Raw genomic sequence first — 16,034 nt, 5'->3', positions numbered from 1 at the left:
AAGCGGTGCGGACGGCGGAAGCGGTGCGGACGGCGGAAGCGGTGCGGACGGCGGAAGCGGTGCGGACGGCGGAAGCGGTGCGGACGGCGGGGACAGGCTGGTCGGCTTCCACTGGACCAAGGTGCACGGGGCGCAGGGCCACGGGCACGACCCGATCGGGGAGGTCTACGTGGTCGGCGTCGACCCGGCCGAGCAGGGCGGCGGGCTCGGCAGGTCGCTGACCCTGGCGGGCCTGGCGCACCTGCGCTCCCTCGGCCTGGCCCAGGTGATGCTGTACGTGGACGAGAGCAACACCCCGGCGATCCGCCTCTACGAGGGGCTGGGGTTCACCCGCTGGGACACCGACGTGATGTACCGCAAGTGACGGTGCGCGCCGTACCGGGTGGGGTACGGCGCGCACCGGACGTGGAAGAGGTCCCGGACGGAGCGGGCGGCTCCGCCGGGACCTTCCGGGGACGGCCTACTCGACCATCCAGTGCAGCGCGTAGTAGGACAGGGCGGCGACGAGCGCGGCGGCCGGGATCGTGAGGATCCAGGCGGTCACGATGTTGCCGGCCACGCCCCAGCGGACGGCCGAAAGGCGCTTGGTGGCGCCCACGCCCATGATCGCGCTGGTGATGGTGTGGGTGGTGGAGATCGGCGCGCCGAAGCCGATGGCCGCGCCGTACAGGACGGTCGAGGCCGCGGTCTCGGCGGCGAAGCCCTGCGGGGGGTTCAGGGCGATGATCCGGCGGCCGAGGGTGCGCATGATGCGCCAGCCGCCCGCGTAGGTGCCCAGCGAGATCGCCGTCGCGGCGGCCAGGATGACCCACTGGGGGATGGGGTCGCCCTCCTGGACGTAACCGCCGACCACGAGCGCCAGGAAGATGACGCCCATGGTCTTCTGCGCGTCCTGCAGGCCGTGACCGAGGGCCATGGCCGCCGCCGAGAGCGTCTGCGCGTGGCGGAAGCCGCGGTTGGCCCTGGCCGGGTTGGCCCGGCGGAAGATCCAGAGGATGGCGATCATGACCGTGCCGGCCAGCGTGAAGCCGACCAGCGGGGAGAGGATCATGGGGATGACGACCTTCTCCAGCACGCCGTCCCAGTGGATGACGCTCGCGGAGGCGAGCGCCGAGCCGATCAGGCCGCCGATGAGGGCGTGGCTGCTGGAGGAGGGCAGCCCGAAGTACCAGGTGATCAGGTTCCAGGTGATCGCGCCGATCAGACCGGCGCACACGATCACCAGGCCGTGTGAGCCCTCGGGGGCGTCGATGATGCCCTTGCCGACGGTCTGGGCCACCTGGGTGCCCAGATGGGCGCCCAGGAAGTTCATCGCCGCGGCCATGAACAGGGCGGCCCTCGGGGTCAGCGCGCGGGTCGAGACCGAGGTCGCGATCGCGTTCGCGGCGTCGTGGAAGCCGTTGGTGTAGTCGAAGATCAGCGCCACGATCACCACGCCGATGACGAGGGCGAGCGAGAGATCCACTTAGCTTTCCTTGACCGCGATCGACTCGATCGTGTTGGCCACGTGCTCGAACGCGTCCGCGGCCTCCTCGAGCTGGTCGATGACCTCCTTCATCTTCAGCACGGTGAGCGCGTCGTACTCACCGCTGAAGAGACGGGCCAGCAGCCGCCGGTAGACCTGGTCGGCCTGGTTCTCCAGACGGTTGACCTCGATCCAGTACTCGTTGAGGTTCTTCATCGAGCGCAGGCGGGGCATGGCCTCGGCGGTCAGCTCGGCGGCGCGCTCCAGGACCTCGACCTGCCGGACGACCTCCTTGGGAAGGTGGTCGATCTGGTAGAGGACGATGAGGTCGGCGGCGGCCTCCATGAAGTCCATCACGTCGTCGAGGTTGGCCGCGAGGCGGTAGATGTCCTCACGGTCGAACGGTGTGATGAAGCTCTCGTTCAGCCGGTTCATGATCGCATGAGTGCGCTCGTCACCGGCGTGCTCGCAGGCACGCATCTTCTCGGCCAGGGCTTCCCTGTCCGAACCGTCACTGATGATCTCTACCAGTAGGCGGGACGCTGTGACGAGGTTGTTCGCCGAGTCGGCGAACAAGCCGTAGTAGCTGTCCTCACTAGGTGTGAGACGCAGGCGCACGTCGTTCTCCAGATGTGCGGGGATGGTCCGCAGAGAAGAGTAAGGGTTACCAGCGGAAATGCGAACTTCACCCGCTAGACGCCCTCTCTTCGCTTTGTGGCTACCCTCCGTATGCCTCGCGACACCACGGGGGGTAGAGCTTGACGACATCTTTCCGGTGACCGATTTGCTGGTTTTTGACCATGTTATGCCGAATACTGGTCACATATGGGGGTCCGGGGAGCATGGCGGGAACGCCCGTTCCGACTGCTCTGGTTCAGTCTGACGGCCTCTGTCGCCGCTGACCACATCTTCCCCATCGCCGTGGTGGTCTCGTTACTCAAGGGCGGCCACAGCGGCTCCGTGGTCGGCGTGGTGCTCGCCGGGCGTCTCGTGGCGCTGGTCACCTTCGCGGTGTTCGGCGGGGTCTGGGCCGACCGGCTGCCCCGCAGGACCGTGATGACGATCTCACAGTGCTCCCTGTTGCTCATCGTCACCGCGGTCGCCCTCTGGCCCTCCCCTCCGCCGCTGGTCCTCGGCCTGGCGATCTTCCTGGCCGGCGGCACCGAGGCGTTCTTCCGCCCGGCCTTCCAGGCCTGCCTGGCCTCGGTCCTGCCGACCAGCCTGCACCGCACGGGCATCGGCCTGACCAGCGCCTCCTGGCGGCTCGGCGCCGCCGCCGGCTCGGCCCTGGGCGCCCTGACCGTCATGCTTCACGACCCCCGGGCGGCCCTCTGGCTCGCCGCGGCGGGCTTCGCGGCCAGCGCCCTGCTCCTGCGCCACGTACAGGAGCCCCCGGCGGCCCACGAGCACCGGCTGCCCGTCTCGGCGGAGATCCGCCAGGGCGTGGCGGAGGTGTCGCGCCGGCCCTGGATGGCCACAGTGATCTCCGTCACGGCGCTCCACCAGACCCTCATCGTGGCCCCCGCGCAGGTGCTGCTCCCGGTCACCACCGTCTCGCCGTACAAGTCACCGCTGGAAGGCATGTACGGCCTCACCCTGGCGGCCCTGTCCCTCGGCGGCCTGATCGGCGCGATGATCGCCATGCGTCTGACCTCGCGCCGCCCCGGCCTGATCGCCATGGTCGCGCTCGTGCCGTACGGGCTCGTGCCGCTCGTCCTGATGGAGCCCATCGTCCCCGGCTGGGTCTTCACCGGTTACCTGCTGGCCGGCATCGGCCTGGAGATCTCCGCCATCGAGTGGATCCTCGGCATGCTCCGCACCGTCCCGCCCGACCGTCAGGCCCGGGTGGCCTCCCTGGAGTGGATGGCCGCGCTGAGCATGACCCCGCTCGCGCTGTCCCTGACGGTCCCCCTCGCCGACCTCATGGGCCGCGACCTCTTCCTGGCCGCCAGCGCCGCCACCGCCCTGCTGCCGCTGGCGGCCCTGCTCATGCCCGGGTTGACCTCTTTCAGATCCGGGTGCGATGGAAGTTCAGGTAGGAACGGCTCGGCGTCGGGCCCCGCTGCCCCTGATAGCGCGAGCCGTACCGCTCCGACCCGTAAGGATGCTCGGCCGGCGAACTGAGCCGGAACAGGCACAGCTGACCGATCTTCATCCCCGGCCAGAGCTTGATCGGCAACGTCGCGACGTTGGACAGCTCCAGCGTCACGTGCCCGCTGAACCCCGGATCGATGAACCCGGCCGTGGAGTGCGTGAGCAGCCCCAGCCTGCCGAGCGAGCTCTTGCCCTCCAGCCGCGAGGCGATGTCGTCGGGCAGGCTGATGACCTCGTAGGTGCTCGCCAGGACGAACTCCCCCGGATGCAGGATGAACGGCTCGTCCCCGTCGGGCTCGACCAGCCGCGTGAGGTCGGGCTGCTCGGTCGCCGGATCGATGTGCGGGTAACGGTGGTTCTCGAAGACCCTGAAGTAACGGTCCAGCCGCACGTCCACACTGGACGGCTGGACCATCTCCGGGTCGAACGGATCAATCTTGACCCGCCCGGACTCGATCTCGGCTCGGATGTCACGATCGGAAAGCAGCACGTGGGCAACCTACCAACGCCCCGCCCCCGCATTCGCAGCGATTCCGGGGTCTGGGGAGGGCGAGAGTACGGCGAATATCCGCTACAGTGGTGGACGCGGTTAACCGCTGCGGGTGTAGTTCAATGGCAGAACATCAGCTTCCCAAGCTGACAGCGCGGGTTCGATTCCCGTCACCCGCTCTCAGAGCAAAGGCCCAGGTCAGGGAGCAACTCCCGACCCGGGCCTTGATTGTTTTCCGAGGCTGTTCGATCTTCCGTGCCCGTTACGTGCCCGATCCCTCTTGATCTTCGTCCTTCAGGGCGTCCTCAGCGAGCTTGCCCATGCCATCGGCGATCTTCCGGTCTCGGTCGTTCTCGGTGTGCAGATAGATCAACGCCGCCCGGGTGGTCGAGTGCCCCATCCGGTTCATCAGCTCCCGGAGCGTCGCGCCCGATTGCGAGGCGAACGTGTTGCCCGTGTGGCGGAGATCATGGAAGTGAACCCCGGAGATCTGCGCACTCTTGAGCGCCTTGGCCCAGATCCGGCTGAACGTCGGCCGGCGGAGCATGGCCCCCTTCGCACCCAGGAAGACGAGCGCCTCATCGTGATCGGCGGTGTACTCCTCCAGGTGTGCGCGGAGTTCAGTGATCACCACTTCAGGCAGGGCCACCGTACGGAGACCCGCAGCCGACTTGGGCGGACCGATGGTCACCGAGCCGTCCTTGAGTTCGGTGGTGGCCCTCATGACCTTGACCGTCCGGGCCTCCAGGTCGAGATGCTTGCGTTGAAGCGCCGCCAGCTCGCCCCATCGCAGACTGCCGAAAGTCGCCATGAGCACCAGCGCCCGGAACCGGGGTTCGATCGCGTCGGCCAGGGCGAAGACCTGCTTGACAGTCAGGGTGGGCCGCTCCGGAGACTCCTCATTGCCGCCGCTCTTGATCTGGCACGGATTGGCCTTGATCATCCGGTCTTCCACGGCGGTGTTCATGATCGCCTTCAGTAGCCGGTACGCCTTGGCCACGGTCACCGGCCCGACCTTCGCGTCCAGGAGCTTCTTGCGCCACTTGCGGACGTGAGCCGCCTTGATCTCGTTGACGGCCTGGTTGCCGAACGTCGGGACCAGGTGAATCCGGAGAAGACCCTCATAGAGCTGAACCGTCTTGGGCCGCAGGCCGGGACGCTCGTTCACCCAGTCGGAGCCGTACTCCTTGAAGGAGATCTTCCCGAGGTCGGGGTTCGTCCAGTCCTCCGCGAGGATCTCGGCTTCCTTCTTGGTCAGCCAGACCTCAGCGTCGCGCTTGGTCGCGAAGGTCTCCGGGGCCGCCCGGTCGATGTCGTCCGGTCCCTTGTAGCGAGCCTGCCACCGGCCCGAGGGAAGTTGCCGAACGCGGCCGAAGCGTCTTTTGACCGGCTTGCTCTTCGGAGATCGGCGAGGCTCTTCTTCAGGGGCGCCGAGTGCGCTCTTGGCCATTACGCAGCCCTCCTGCGTCGTGTGGTGGTGATCGGTTCGACGAGCCCCGCCGCGATGAACGCCTCAAGCGCCGCTTCGGGGATGCGGACGTTGCGCCCGACGTGGATGAAGGCGATCCGGCGTTCCTCGATCAGGCGACGCGGGAAGCGGACCGAGGTGTTGAGCCGCTCGGCGGCCTCTTCGACGGTGAGCAGCCTGCCTTGCGCCCACTCCGGGAGTGGGGAGGCCGGCCCTTGCATGGTCTTCTTGGTCATGCGGCCACCCCCGAGAGGGGAGTTGCCGAAAGTTCGTCGAGGGGTCTGCCGTCTGCTCTGGCTTGGAGTTCGGCCAGCCGTGCCCGGGTGCGTTGCCGGTCGGCGATGCTGCGCAGCAGCCGTTTGGCCAGCGGGGTCCGGGTGGGGTCTTTGCCGGAGACCGGGTGCCAGAGGTAGCGGTGTGGATCGTTCTCGGCGGGATCATCGGCCAGGCCGAGCGCGTCGAGCACCCAGGCCCGGCGATCTTGCTTGTGCTCGCGCAGGGTCTTGTTGGACCACTTGCGCGAGACCAGGACGCGACGTCCGGCGTAGCCGAGGTGTTCGGGCTTGTGTGCCTTGCCCCGGCACCGACCCGGAGTCATCCCCGCCTTGGCTCCCTTGGGCTGGATGCCGTACCGGAGCCAGTTGGCGCAGGCGGGTGAGCACGGTTCGTAGCGCAGCGCATCAACCATCCGGGCTGCATGCTCCCGCCGCGCCCGGTAGCCCGGTTCCTCTGGGTCGAGGGTGTCACCGAGGCTCTTGGTCAGGTACTTCGACAGGTACCAGATGCACTGATCGGCATCCGGGGTTCCGGCGAGTACGCCCTGAACATCAACTTGATCACCGAAGCGCAGCATGTGCAGGGGTTCGGCCGCCTCGTCCTGGTCGAGCTGGTCAAGGGCCTCGTCCCAGGTGGGCAGGACTTCCCCGGTGGTCGGGTCGAGGTAATCGCCGCTTTGGCCGTCCGCAGAGGCATCCCCCGCATCCAGACCAGTTCGCGGATTCCAGACCGGCAGGTGATCGCCCTCAAAGCGGGCTTCATCAACCGCCGGCCACCACACCTGGTGGTAGGTCGCGGCGACGATCTGCTTGATCTCGGCACGCGGCAGGGTGCCCCGGATGGCCATGTGCAGATGTGGGGCGAGTCGCTTCTGTGGCTCGATCGTGGCGAAGTACTGCACGTCGTATCCGGCCACGCGCCGCAGGTTCTGCACGAAGCGATCGACCAGCTTGGAGAAGTGCAGGGCATCACGGGCGGCCCGCGCGTAGTCGTAGGTCGAGGGATCGACCGGCACGCCTTGGCCTGCCCGGATCTTGCCGTACGAGGCCAGGGTGAGCGTGACGAACAACGACGGCCGCAGCACTCTCCCATCGGTGCCGGTGAAGGTGCGCCCGAGCGTGGTGTTCGCCTTGGCCCGCTTGGGCAGGTCCGGAGCATCCTGCCGCCGCCGGGTGGAGCGGGAGCGCTTGGGGGCCGTCCGGCCGAGCACGTTGCCCCGCATCCCAGCCGCGTTGATCTCGGCATCGATCTCGACGATCGCCTCATCCCAGGCGGAGGTGTCTTCCCCGTCGTGTTCAGCTTGATCGCGCTGAGTCTGGACGTCGGCGCGGAACTCGATCAGCCAGCGCTGGTCCTCGGTGGAGGGGGCCGGTTCGGCGACGGGTTCGTGATCGAGGTGCCAGCCTTCCCGGCACTGGGCCTTGCGGAGTTGCTTGTTGCGCTGGGCGCACGGCGGGCATTTCGCTTCCTGGGTGGTCCCGCACGGGATGTCGAAGGACTCGGTTCTCCCGGTGTGGGCGTCGAGCCGCCGCATCTCAATGGGGCGGATGCAGACCCCGTTGAGCTTGGCGACCTCCACCGCGACGTCCAGGGCGACGGGCAAAGTGTCGCGGATGGTGCGGGGAAGGGTGAGATCGGCCCCGTTCACCGAGCCGGGCTCCGGGTCGGCGGTTGCTTGGGTCATGTGGCCCCCCGGTCATCCATCTCGACCAGATCGGCCAGGAGCCTGTACGCCGAGCTGTAGGGGCAGCGGCAGATGCGGACGTCGGCGAGCTTGTAGGCATGCACGCGCTGAGCCGGTTCGGCCGCTACAAGAACCAGGACCGGCCCATCCTGGAATTGCTGGATCTCAGTACGGGTGCCATCGATAGTGATCATCATCGGATCAGCTCCTCAGTGTGGACGGGTTCAGCGAGCTCCCCGACGACCAGAGCGGTCATGTCGCGGATGTCGCTGTCGGAGACGTAAGCCGCGCGAACGCGGATCGGATCAGGGCTGGTTTCGAGCCGGACGAACCCGATGCCCGCGCCCTGCTCCGGGATCGGCGAGATGTGATCGGCCAGCGCACCCCGGTCGCGGGCACCGTCGCCGAGGACCATGTCCACCTGTTCGGACTCATCCAGCCGGAGTGCGATCTTGTCGGGGAACAGGTTGCGGATGTTCATGACCTCTTTGCGCGGGTCCTGAAGCGCCGCCAGGACACCGACGCCGACTGCCCGACCCTGAGTGGTCAGAGTGGCCAGGGCAGCGGTGATGCGCTGCCGTAGGGCCCTGTCGGGCTGGTAGGCGGTCAGGAACGCGACCTCGTCGACGATCACGAGGATGAACGGGTCTTCTGCGGTCGGGATGTGGTTGCGCTGGACTCCGGCGAAGCGGGCCGCCCGCTTCTGCATGACCGAGACCGCCTCGTCGAGCAGGTCGGCGCACTCCTCAGGGCTGGCCGCATACCGGTGGCCGAAGACGGCCCGGCCGAAGGACAGTTCCATGAGCTTGGGATCCAGTGCCCACAGCTCCACCAGCCCGGCCCGGACGGCAGGCAGAAGGCCACGGATCGCCGACCAGATGACCGAGCCCTTGCCCGCCCCGGTGGCCCCGGCGACCAGGACGTGCGTCCCGTGAACCTTGAGCCGCCAGGGTTGGCCGTTCTCCTGCTTGCCGACCTCCACCGGGCCGACCGATGGGGTTGCCGGAAGAGAGACGGCCGGGAGCGGGACGGCCAGCGGATCACTGCGGGGGAAGGTGAGCAGCAACCGCCCGGCGCGAGCCACGGTGACCCGGCACGCGACGGCACCGAAGCCGTGGGCGAGGTGCTCGATCCGGTCGGCCCAGTCCGTGACGGCCTGCCCGCTGAGCATCTTCACCGTGACCAGGTCGGCCCACGAGGTGCAGGTGACCTTGAGCAGACGGGGCAGGCAGTCGCGGCCCCGCAGGTGACGGCCGAGACCAGAGACGATCATTACCGGTTGCCAGTGCCGCCGATACACCCAGATCAGCCGCCAGAAGGCCAGCAGCCGCCAGCCGATGTGGGCGTTGAAGGAGTCCCGATTGACCAGCGCCCACGGACCGAGCACCGAGAAGGGGATCCAGATGACCAGCAGGGCGACGCGCCAGCCGTACAGCCAGCACAGCGCGACGGGGACGGCGAGCACAGCCACGGCGATCGGGTGACGCCAGGTGGTGCGGACGAGCCCGACGATCAGGCGTCCGAGGAAGATCAGGATCGTGATGATCGCCGGGGTCTGCACGACGGCCGGGCGGAAGACCACGGCGGTATCGGGTGTGGTGGAGACGAGGCTACGGGCCTCATCTCCGGGCAGTTTTTTGAACATTAGACTTCAGCTCTCTCTGCGATGTGTGTCCGGGGAGACGAGGGGCCGCCGGAAGGACCAGTTCCAGCGGCCCCGCTTCCTTGTCAGGCCGCAGCCTCATCGGTGCTGCCAGGGATGACCGTCTGCGCGGCGTGCAGGCGCTCGCAGTCGGCCAGGTAGCGCGCGGCTGCATCGGCGATCTCGCGAGCAATTCGGAGATCCTGATCGGTGATCGGCCCGCCACCGGTGGAGGAGACCAACACCCGGGCCTCGCGGCTGGAGACGGTCAAGGCCGGCCGCTTGCCCCCGATGTCCAGCACCGAGACCCACAGGTCGGCGGTGTAGAAGTCGATGCCGAGCCGGGTTGTGTCCTTATCGATCGACGTCGTGACGTAGGTGTAGGGCTTGTGCTCGCTCACGCCGCCGCCTCCCGTCCGCAGGCCAAGCCGCGAAAGGAGCGTTCGACCGAGCAGGCGAAGGCGTCGGCCTCGCGGGCGAGCTGGCGGGCGAAGTCGACGTCGGCGGCGGTCACCTGGTCGCTGGCGGTGGTGGTGACCAGGACCGAGACGGCCCCGAAGTCCAGGGCCAGGACCGGCGTGCGGGCCGGATACCGGTGGTGGGTGGCGCGGGCGCCCCGGCCGGTGTTGAGGTTGATGATGCTGATGCGGTGGGTACGGCGACGAGTCATCAGGCGGCGTCCTTCGTGGGTGTGGTGGTGGTCTTGACGGGAGTGGAACCGGTGCGCGGGGCACGCATCTCACGAACCTTGATCGAGTAGGCGAGACGGCCGGCGCCGTTGACGTAGGGCGTGACGGTGAGGTGGTCGAACTCGACCGGGGTGAAGGGCAGCCCCGGCATGGGGGCCGGGGGCACCGGCTGGATGGGGGCCAGGATCTTGACGGCGACGGTCTTTTGGGCGGGCTTGACGGTCGGGTCGGCGTCCATGACCGCGATCTGCCACACCAGCTCGCTGGTGAGCTTGTCGCGGGCCTGGACGAACCGGCCGCCTGTGGAGGCGTCGAAGTCCTTGACCGCCTCCACCTCTCCGACGACGTAGCAGCCGTGCGGGAAGACCTGATCGAAGCTGACGGGGATGGGGCCTTGCAGCGCCATGATGGCTCTCCTCTTGTCGTATGACAGACACTTAACCTGTCAACTGTTTCGAGAATAAGAGAGCCCGCTTGATAGGTCAAGTGCCTAAGCGGGCTCTGGGGTGAGGTGATGGATGCCTAACTGATCGGATAGGCGTCTTCCAGCTCATGCCGATCGGCCGGAAGCAGCACCTCTACTACGGCCAGCGCCGTACCCGAGGCGTCCTTGACCGCGCCGTAGACCGCCAGCAATGGCGTGTTCTTCGGCATGCCGAGCTGCGCGGTCTCCTCGGCCGTGGGCATGCGCGCGGTGATCTGCTCCACCACGTGATCAAATCGCACGCCCTTGCGCGCCTGAAGGTGATCCCGCAGTCCTTGTGGGAGCGGTTCGGCGCTGGTCAGGTCGGTGCCTTCGGAAACCTCCACTGGCACCCACAGCGAGACTAGTTCGGTCGGTTCCCCGTCCCGGCTGACCAGCCGACGACGCAGGAATGCTTTGCCCTTCGGAGCCAGGCCGAGCAGGGCGGCGATGCGGTTGGGAGCGGCAAGCGCCGCCGCCTCCATCACCTCCCCCGGGGATGTGCTCTCCGGGGCGGTCAGGTACGCCTGGCCGAGTCGAGGCTGTTCGGCGGAGGTGAGTGCAGGGCGACCGCGCACGAAGCGGCCCTTACCCTGCTGGGATTCGATCCAGCCCTGTTCGCGCAGGACCCGCAGGGCGGCGACCACGGTGGGCCGGGAGACGCCGAATTCCTGGATGAGCTGGTTCTCGCTGGGAAGAAGCGAGCCGGGAGCATAGGTCCCCGCCTCGATTCGCCGTTGGATCGTCTGCACAAGTTGCGCATACTTCGGCGGTACGGATTCAAGCGACATCATGACCGTCCTGCATTTGACGGGTTGTCTTACCAAGCGGAGCGTATCCCGGCGTGGTCGTCCTGTCACCCCACCGGGGATAAGAAGAACATTGCGAGAAGGCACACAGAACCCCTCGACAGGTGAAAGACCCTGGGGCGCACGCACAGGGGTGGACTGCACGACCGTGTTCTTTCACCTGCCGAGGAGCACACGGCGCGGCGAGGCAGGGGTAACGCTCATCGGACGCCCTCCGCACCGATGGACCCTGCCCCGCCGCGCCCGTCTTCAGGAGCCGAGCAACTCGGCCAGCACCCGCGCGGCCCCGTCGGAGTCGCCGACCGGGTGACGGTGCTCATCGTCACGCCAGCGCCAGCAGTAGTGGCTGCAGCCGTAGCTCATCGCCACCAGCACCGGCAGATCCGGATCAGTGCGCCAGATGAGCAGCGCACTGTTGTTGTCGCGCCATTCGGCACGCAGCCCCCGGGCCAGCAGGGCCGCCTGCAGCCGGGTCAGCGCGAGCAGGTCGCGCTGGTGGCGGTGATGACGCAGCAAGGCCGCCGCCGCCTCCATCAGTGAGTTCATCTGCCGTTCCCTTCGGCCCGGCCGCTTGCGAGGCAGTCGAGACATTCCTGCTCTCCGTAGGTCTCGGGATCGGTGCTGCTCTCGCCGAGGAGAAGGCCACGGCGCGAGCGGCGCAGCTTGGTTCCACGGCCCCGGCACGCGGGGCAAGGGCGTGTCTCGCTGTTCTCGTCTGGCCGGGTCACCGTCGCCATCTCCTTGTTTTGAACCGCGCTTCCTGCGGCGGAAGGCGGGCTGTCGTACGGTGGTTACTTGACGGCAAGTCCACCGGCAAATAGATCCCGACGGGACCCCTGGCCGGTCCCCTCCCTGCTCCCCTCTTGAGTCCCCCAGCCGAGAGGAACGTCTGCGGATGCCCGACAAGGTGCCGAACGCTCGCTTACGGGCGTGGCGCAACGCCAACCGGCTCACCCGTTTGGAGTTGGCCGAGCAGATCAACGCCACCGCGACCGGTGTCGCCGAACGCCTGACGTGCGACCCCGAACGGGTCCGCCGCTGGGAGACGGGGGACGTCCGCTGGCCCAGTACCGCCTACCGGTTGGCTTTGACCCAGCTCACCGGGCAGAGGCCGGAAGATCTCGGTTTCGTCCGCTCCCAGCGCGACGAGACAGTGAAAACGTCGGAAGACGCCGCGGGCTCCACTCCGGTGCACGCCGTACAGGATCGCCAGTCCTTCAGCGCCGATGAAGACGTTCCCGCGCCGGTCAGCGCAGCCGAGCTACGCCTTGCCACCGACCCGCACATCACCGCCGGACTCGATTGGCTCGACCAACAAGCCGGCTGGGCGCCGGGAAGCAGCCGGCGGAAGGTCGCCTCTCACCTCGTCGGCCTGGACCCCCGAACGCTGAGTGACCGGGCTCAGGTGCGGGGCCGGATCAGCCTCGGGCAAGTCGCTCATGCCCTCGCCAGCTACTACGGCGCCGCTGTCTCAGACGAAGGACTTCTCCCCTACCGCATCCGCGAGCAGGACGCTCTCATCACGACCAGCATCGTGACGCACCACAACTGGATCGGGCTGAATTTCCTGCTCGGAGCCGAGGAGGGAGACTTCACGCTGACCGAGATGACCTCCCCGCAAGTTCCCATGGACCAGCTTTGCTCTGACGCTGCCGTGGCCTGTCTCGCCGAATCCCTCATCGCCGGCAGACGAATCGTCAACACCCCGCTGTACCGGATGACGAAGGTCGACATCAGCCCCGGACGGCTCAGCGCCGGCTTCGGCATCACGCAGTTCGTCCACTACGCCCTGTCCATGGACCTGCTGGAGCGAGAACTCCTGGACGCCCTGGCCGATGGCCGCCCGATCCATACGGGTGCACTCCCCTTGAGGGATCGCTACCTGCCCGACCTGAAGACGGTGGCTCACCCGTCTGAGCGACTATGTGCCGGCGGTTCACTGGCGCTATGCGCCATCGCCCGTCCGGCGAGCCGTGCCCGCCGAGGACGCCCTGACTACGTCATCCTTGTGCAGGAGCGCTCGGGCAACGTACTCAACTCGGCGCAGAAGCTCGCGGTCATCCCCAAGGCGTTCCACGAGCCATTGGTGGACTTCGGCGAGGACGTCTCCATCCTGGCCACCATCGAGCGCGAGATGGAAGAAGAGCTCTTCGGCCGCGATGACGTGGACTCCACCCATGGCGACCAGCTCCACGCCGACCCGATGCACGCCAGCCGGCTCTCCGAACCCATGATGTGGTTGACCGAGCATCCAGAGCACTGGCGAGTGGAGAGCACCGGCTTCGGCTTCAACCTGGTCAGCGGCAACTACGAATTCCCCGCGCTCATCGTCATCGAGGACGAGGAGTGGTGGGGCCGCTTCGGCGGCCACATCGCGGCCAACTGGGAATGCAGCGGCATGCGCCGCTACTCCACCCTCGACGCCGGCCTCATCCGCTCGCTCCTGCATGATCCCGCCTGGAGCAACGAAGGTCTGTTCGCCCTGTCCGAAGGACTCCGGCGACTTGCCGAAATCGGCGGTCCCCGCGTGAACCTGCCCTCGATCGAATGGGAGCTGTGAGCATGGCCGACAACTGGTACACCGGAAACGCCACCGACGACGCCGACGGCAACAAGGGCTGGCTCCTTGGCCACTTCATGGACCCCCAGACCGACGGCGTCCGCTCCACCGAAGACCTTGAGATCAAGTGGGGCATCCACCCCGCCGGCCAGCAACGCCCAGAGTGGACCGCCGACGACCACCGAACCACCTTCATCGTGCTCATCAGCGGCCGTTTCCGCCTTGACCTCACCATGGGCAGCACGACGTTGGAGCGCCAAGGCGACTACGTGGTCTGGGGCCCCGGTATCGACCACTCCTGGCAGGCCGAGGAAGACTCGACCGTCCTCACGGTGCGCTGGCCTTCAGCCCCGTCGAAGTAGCGATGTCTCATGCAGCCGCGAGGTTGTAGAACATCACGACAGCGCCTACAGCCTCCGCGATGAGGTCGCCCGCACGGTAAAGAATGGGACCCGGGGTGCGGACAGGGTCGTCTGCCTCATCACCCACAGCTACGCCACTCACTGCCGAATTGTTCTTATAGGGATCAAGCGGCGGCGCGCCGCGCCGCCGTACCCGGCCCTCTGCCGCACGCCGCCCGGGCGTGCGGCGTGGGCGCCGGTCCCGGCCGGCGGCGACCCGGGCCGTCCACCGACCCGCGCACCCGCCGTACCCAACCAACGCACCGACCACCGGCACGCCGCCGCCGCATGAGCCCTAAACCGGTGAACGGACGACACCGCCCAGCAATGGCCCGCGCAAGACCTCCGGAGTCAGGACAACGCGAGTCAGCCGTACTGCCAGTAGCAAGGCCCTGCCCACTGCCGGATGATCGGCGTTCTCGCCTTCGTCCTCGCCTCCCGGCGTACGTGCGGGATCGAAGCCCACGGCCCTCATGGCGTCCACAAGACGATCAGGGTCCCTCCCGTAGCGCCATGCGGGAATCGTGGGGTTGAAGGAGGTCACTGTCTCTCCGTCGCGGGCGTACACGAAGTTGCCGGTCGCGTGGTCGTGACGCAGGACCGACACAACCTCTGTCGCGGCCGACAGGGCCCGTACGGCATCGCGTTCTGTTGCCTGCCATCCGCCTCTCTCGATGAGCACGGTCCAGCCGCCCAGCCTCCCGGCTAAAACCGTGTCGGGGAACAGCCCTTCATCATCCAGCTCTTCATATGTGAGCGGCCGAATGCTCCCCTCTGCGGCGCCCACGCGTCGAAGCGCCTCCGCCTCGTCGAGCCCCCACACGAAGGTCAGGCACCACACGTCGCCCAACTCATAGTCTTCGGCCAGCCAAGCGACGTCGGCGTATGTGATCTCCATCCGCACCACTCCAAGCCGTCTTCCTCAGGTATGCCGCCAAAGTAACGATCACCTCCGACATTCGTGCGCCTCCTGATCTGCCGCTCTTAAAAACCATGTGCCTCCGGCAGGGGCACTCCGGCTCCGGGATGATCGCCAGGAGCAAGAGCCGAGTTCGTGGATGGCGGGGGCCGGATCTTCCCGTCGCCGCCGCCCCAGGACAAGCCGAGCAGGCCGGGGCCAGGGGTCAAGGTCGTTCGTCCGGTGGGGCGCTCCACCTTGACCCCTGGCCCCGGCCCGCTCCCCGGAGGGTGGGACGACGGCGACGGGAAGATCCGGCGGTCGGGGTGTGTGCGTCCGCACGGGGGTTCTCAGGGCGTGCCCGTCGCGTGCCCGTCAGCAGAGGGAACAAGGGGAACTCACGGGGAATCACGGGCAGCCGAAGCACTCCCCCGCAGGTCAGCGTTTCGCCAGCTCAGCGACCAGGTGGGTTAGAGACTTCCCAAGCTGACAGCGCGGGTTCGATTCCCGTCACCCGCTCTCAGAGCGAAGGCCCAGGTCAGGGAGGAAATCCCGACCCGGGCCTTGATTGTTTTCCGGGGCTGCTCTCACTCGCGTGCCAGATTCGCGCCAGACCAATTGATCTTGGCTCCGGCAGGGGACGGATCGTCACCGTCCTCGCCGTCGTCCTTGAGCGAGGCACCAGTCATCGCGGCCAGGGTGTTGCCCGTGTGGCGGAGATCATGGATGTGGATTGCCGGAAGGCCGGCATCCTTGATCGCTTTGGCCCAGATCTTCGTGAAGTTGCTCCGCCGGAGCTGTGCGCCCTTCTCCCCCACGAAGACCAGGCCGTCGGGATCTGCTTCGCTGAACCTTTGAAGGTGCCAGGTCAGGCCACCGATGACGATCTCCGGCAGGGCGACCACCCGAGCGCCCGCATCCGACTTCAGTCGGCCCGCGGGACCGCTGGCCGCTCACCGCCCGCGCGCCGTACTCGACCATCGGCCGCCGCACCGGGGCCGCACCGCCACCCGCATGCAGCCCTCACGCTCGCCTGGTGATGGCTGACCTTCTCACATGGCTGGGGCGATCGGCGAGACGTTCCGCTATCGGCTG

At 67.5% G+C, this 16,034-nt stretch carries 19 protein-coding genes and 1 tRNA gene; 5 read left to right on the top strand and 15 right to left on the bottom strand.

The window, feature by feature from the left end; translation table 11 throughout:
* Positions 1-364: GNAT family N-acetyltransferase (locus Psi01_RS09045; RefSeq protein WP_204063495.1), on the top strand; the 364-nt coding region annotated here is incomplete at its 5' end.
* 96 nt (positions 365-460) lie between these two features.
* Here Psi01_RS09045 and Psi01_RS09040 read toward each other — a convergent pair.
* Both Psi01_RS09040 and Psi01_RS09035 read right to left on the bottom strand, forming a co-directional pair.
* Complete coding sequence (locus Psi01_RS09040) at positions 461-1,465, bottom strand: inorganic phosphate transporter (RefSeq protein ID WP_204063494.1); 1,005 nt, start codon at positions 1,463-1,465, stop codon at positions 461-463.
* Entirely contained in the window at positions 1,466-2,083 is a 618-nt protein-coding gene (locus tag Psi01_RS09035; RefSeq protein ID WP_204063493.1) for a DUF47 domain-containing protein, read from the bottom strand.
* A gap of 207 nt (positions 2,084-2,290) precedes the next feature.
* Here Psi01_RS09035 and Psi01_RS09030 point away from each other — a divergent pair, with 207 nt between their 5' ends.
* Positions 2,291-3,589 carry an MFS transporter gene (locus Psi01_RS09030; protein ID WP_239127351.1) on the top strand — a complete coding sequence of 433 codons (1,299 nt, stop codon included), beginning with the start codon at positions 2,291-2,293 and terminating at the stop codon, positions 3,587-3,589.
* Here the strand turns inward: Psi01_RS09030 and dcd are convergent.
* Positions 3,474-4,049: a dCTP deaminase gene (dcd, locus tag Psi01_RS09025; protein WP_204063491.1), complete on the bottom strand. Its 576-nt coding sequence runs from the start codon at positions 4,047-4,049 to the stop codon at positions 3,474-3,476. The two genes, Psi01_RS09030 and dcd, sit on opposite strands and share 116 nt — an antisense overlap.
* A 108-nt stretch (positions 4,050-4,157) precedes the next feature.
* Between dcd and Psi01_RS09020 the strand changes: the two genes are divergently transcribed.
* Positions 4,158-4,228, top strand: a tRNA-Gly gene (locus tag Psi01_RS09020).
* 83 nt (positions 4,229-4,311) lie between these two features.
* On the opposite strand, the gene Psi01_RS09015 is transcribed toward Psi01_RS09020, so the two are convergent.
* The 10 genes from Psi01_RS09015 to Psi01_RS08970 all read right to left on the bottom strand — a co-directional run bounded on the left by Psi01_RS09015 (position 4,312) and on the right by Psi01_RS08970 (position 11,626).
* Positions 4,312-5,499 carry a tyrosine-type recombinase/integrase gene (locus Psi01_RS09015; RefSeq protein ID WP_204063490.1) on the bottom strand — a complete coding sequence of 396 codons (1,188 nt, stop codon included), beginning with the start codon at positions 5,497-5,499 and terminating at the stop codon, positions 4,312-4,314.
* Entirely contained in the window at positions 5,499-5,753 is a 255-nt protein-coding gene (locus tag Psi01_RS09010) for a helix-turn-helix domain-containing protein (RefSeq protein ID WP_239127350.1), read from the bottom strand. The genes Psi01_RS09015 and Psi01_RS09010 overlap by 1 nt, the downstream gene beginning before the upstream one ends.
* Positions 5,750-7,477 carry a replication initiator gene (locus tag Psi01_RS09005; protein WP_239127348.1) on the bottom strand — a complete coding sequence of 576 codons (1,728 nt, stop codon included), beginning with the start codon at positions 7,475-7,477 and terminating at the stop codon, positions 5,750-5,752. Before Psi01_RS09005 ends, Psi01_RS09010 begins: the two co-directional genes overlap by 4 nt.
* Positions 7,474-7,674, bottom strand: coding sequence for a hypothetical protein (locus tag Psi01_RS09000; protein ID WP_204063489.1), 201 nt, complete (start codon positions 7,672-7,674; stop codon positions 7,474-7,476). The genes Psi01_RS09005 and Psi01_RS09000 overlap by 4 nt, the downstream gene beginning before the upstream one ends.
* The gene (locus Psi01_RS08995) at positions 7,671-9,122 is read right to left on the bottom strand and encodes an FtsK/SpoIIIE domain-containing protein (protein ID WP_204063488.1); all 1,452 of its coding nucleotides are present in this window, start codon (positions 9,120-9,122) and stop codon (positions 7,671-7,673) included. The genes Psi01_RS09000 and Psi01_RS08995 overlap by 4 nt, the downstream gene beginning before the upstream one ends.
* 83 nt (positions 9,123-9,205) lie before the next feature.
* Positions 9,206-9,520: a hypothetical protein gene (locus Psi01_RS08990; protein WP_204063487.1), complete on the bottom strand. Its 315-nt coding sequence runs from the start codon at positions 9,518-9,520 to the stop codon at positions 9,206-9,208.
* Positions 9,517-9,789, bottom strand: coding sequence for a hypothetical protein (locus Psi01_RS08985; RefSeq protein ID WP_204063486.1), 273 nt, complete (start codon positions 9,787-9,789; stop codon positions 9,517-9,519). Before Psi01_RS08985 ends, Psi01_RS08990 begins: the two co-directional genes overlap by 4 nt.
* On the bottom strand, positions 9,789-10,214 hold the full coding sequence (locus Psi01_RS08980) for a plasmid replication, integration and excision activator (RefSeq protein WP_204063485.1): 426 nt from the start codon (positions 10,212-10,214) through the stop codon (positions 9,789-9,791). The genes Psi01_RS08985 and Psi01_RS08980 overlap by 1 nt, the downstream gene beginning before the upstream one ends.
* Positions 10,215-10,330: 116 nt before the next feature.
* Entirely contained in the window at positions 10,331-11,065 is a 735-nt protein-coding gene (locus Psi01_RS08975; RefSeq protein WP_204063484.1) for a GntR family transcriptional regulator, read from the bottom strand.
* A 264-nt stretch (positions 11,066-11,329) separates the two neighbouring features.
* A complete protein-coding gene (locus Psi01_RS08970) occupies positions 11,330-11,626 on the bottom strand; it encodes a hypothetical protein (protein WP_204063483.1) in 297 nt (98 codons plus the stop codon).
* 349 nt (positions 11,627-11,975) lie between these two features.
* Between Psi01_RS08970 and Psi01_RS08965 the strand changes: the two genes are divergently transcribed.
* Together Psi01_RS08965 and Psi01_RS08960 are read left to right on the top strand one after the other, a co-directional pair.
* The gene (locus tag Psi01_RS08965) at positions 11,976-13,640 is read left to right on the top strand and encodes a helix-turn-helix domain-containing protein (RefSeq protein ID WP_204063482.1); all 1,665 of its coding nucleotides are present in this window, start codon (positions 11,976-11,978) and stop codon (positions 13,638-13,640) included.
* Positions 13,641-13,642: 2 nt separating this feature from the next.
* Positions 13,643-14,002 carry a cupin domain-containing protein gene (locus Psi01_RS08960; protein ID WP_204063481.1) on the top strand — a complete coding sequence of 120 codons (360 nt, stop codon included), beginning with the start codon at positions 13,643-13,645 and terminating at the stop codon, positions 14,000-14,002.
* Positions 14,003-14,336: 334 nt separating this feature from the next.
* Here Psi01_RS08960 and Psi01_RS08955 read toward each other — a convergent pair whose 3' ends face one another.
* Together Psi01_RS08955 and Psi01_RS08950 are read right to left on the bottom strand one after the other, a co-directional pair.
* On the bottom strand, positions 14,337-14,939 hold the full coding sequence (locus Psi01_RS08955) for a DUF6461 domain-containing protein (RefSeq protein WP_203878486.1): 603 nt from the start codon (positions 14,937-14,939) through the stop codon (positions 14,337-14,339).
* 587 nt (positions 14,940-15,526) lie between these two features.
* Positions 15,527-15,844 (bottom strand): tyrosine-type recombinase/integrase, encoded by a 318-nt coding sequence (locus tag Psi01_RS08950; protein ID WP_204063480.1) that lies wholly within the window; start codon positions 15,842-15,844, stop codon positions 15,527-15,529.
* Positions 15,845-16,034: the final 190 nt, after the last annotated feature.

It is taken from the genome of Paraplanobispora siamensis (assembly GCF_016863175.1).
Lineage (GTDB): Bacteria > Actinomycetota > Actinomycetes > Streptosporangiales > Streptosporangiaceae > Planobispora > Planobispora siamensis.
Note: the sequence above shows the minus strand (reverse complement) of the source record. Positions and strands in the feature narration are given on the sequence as shown.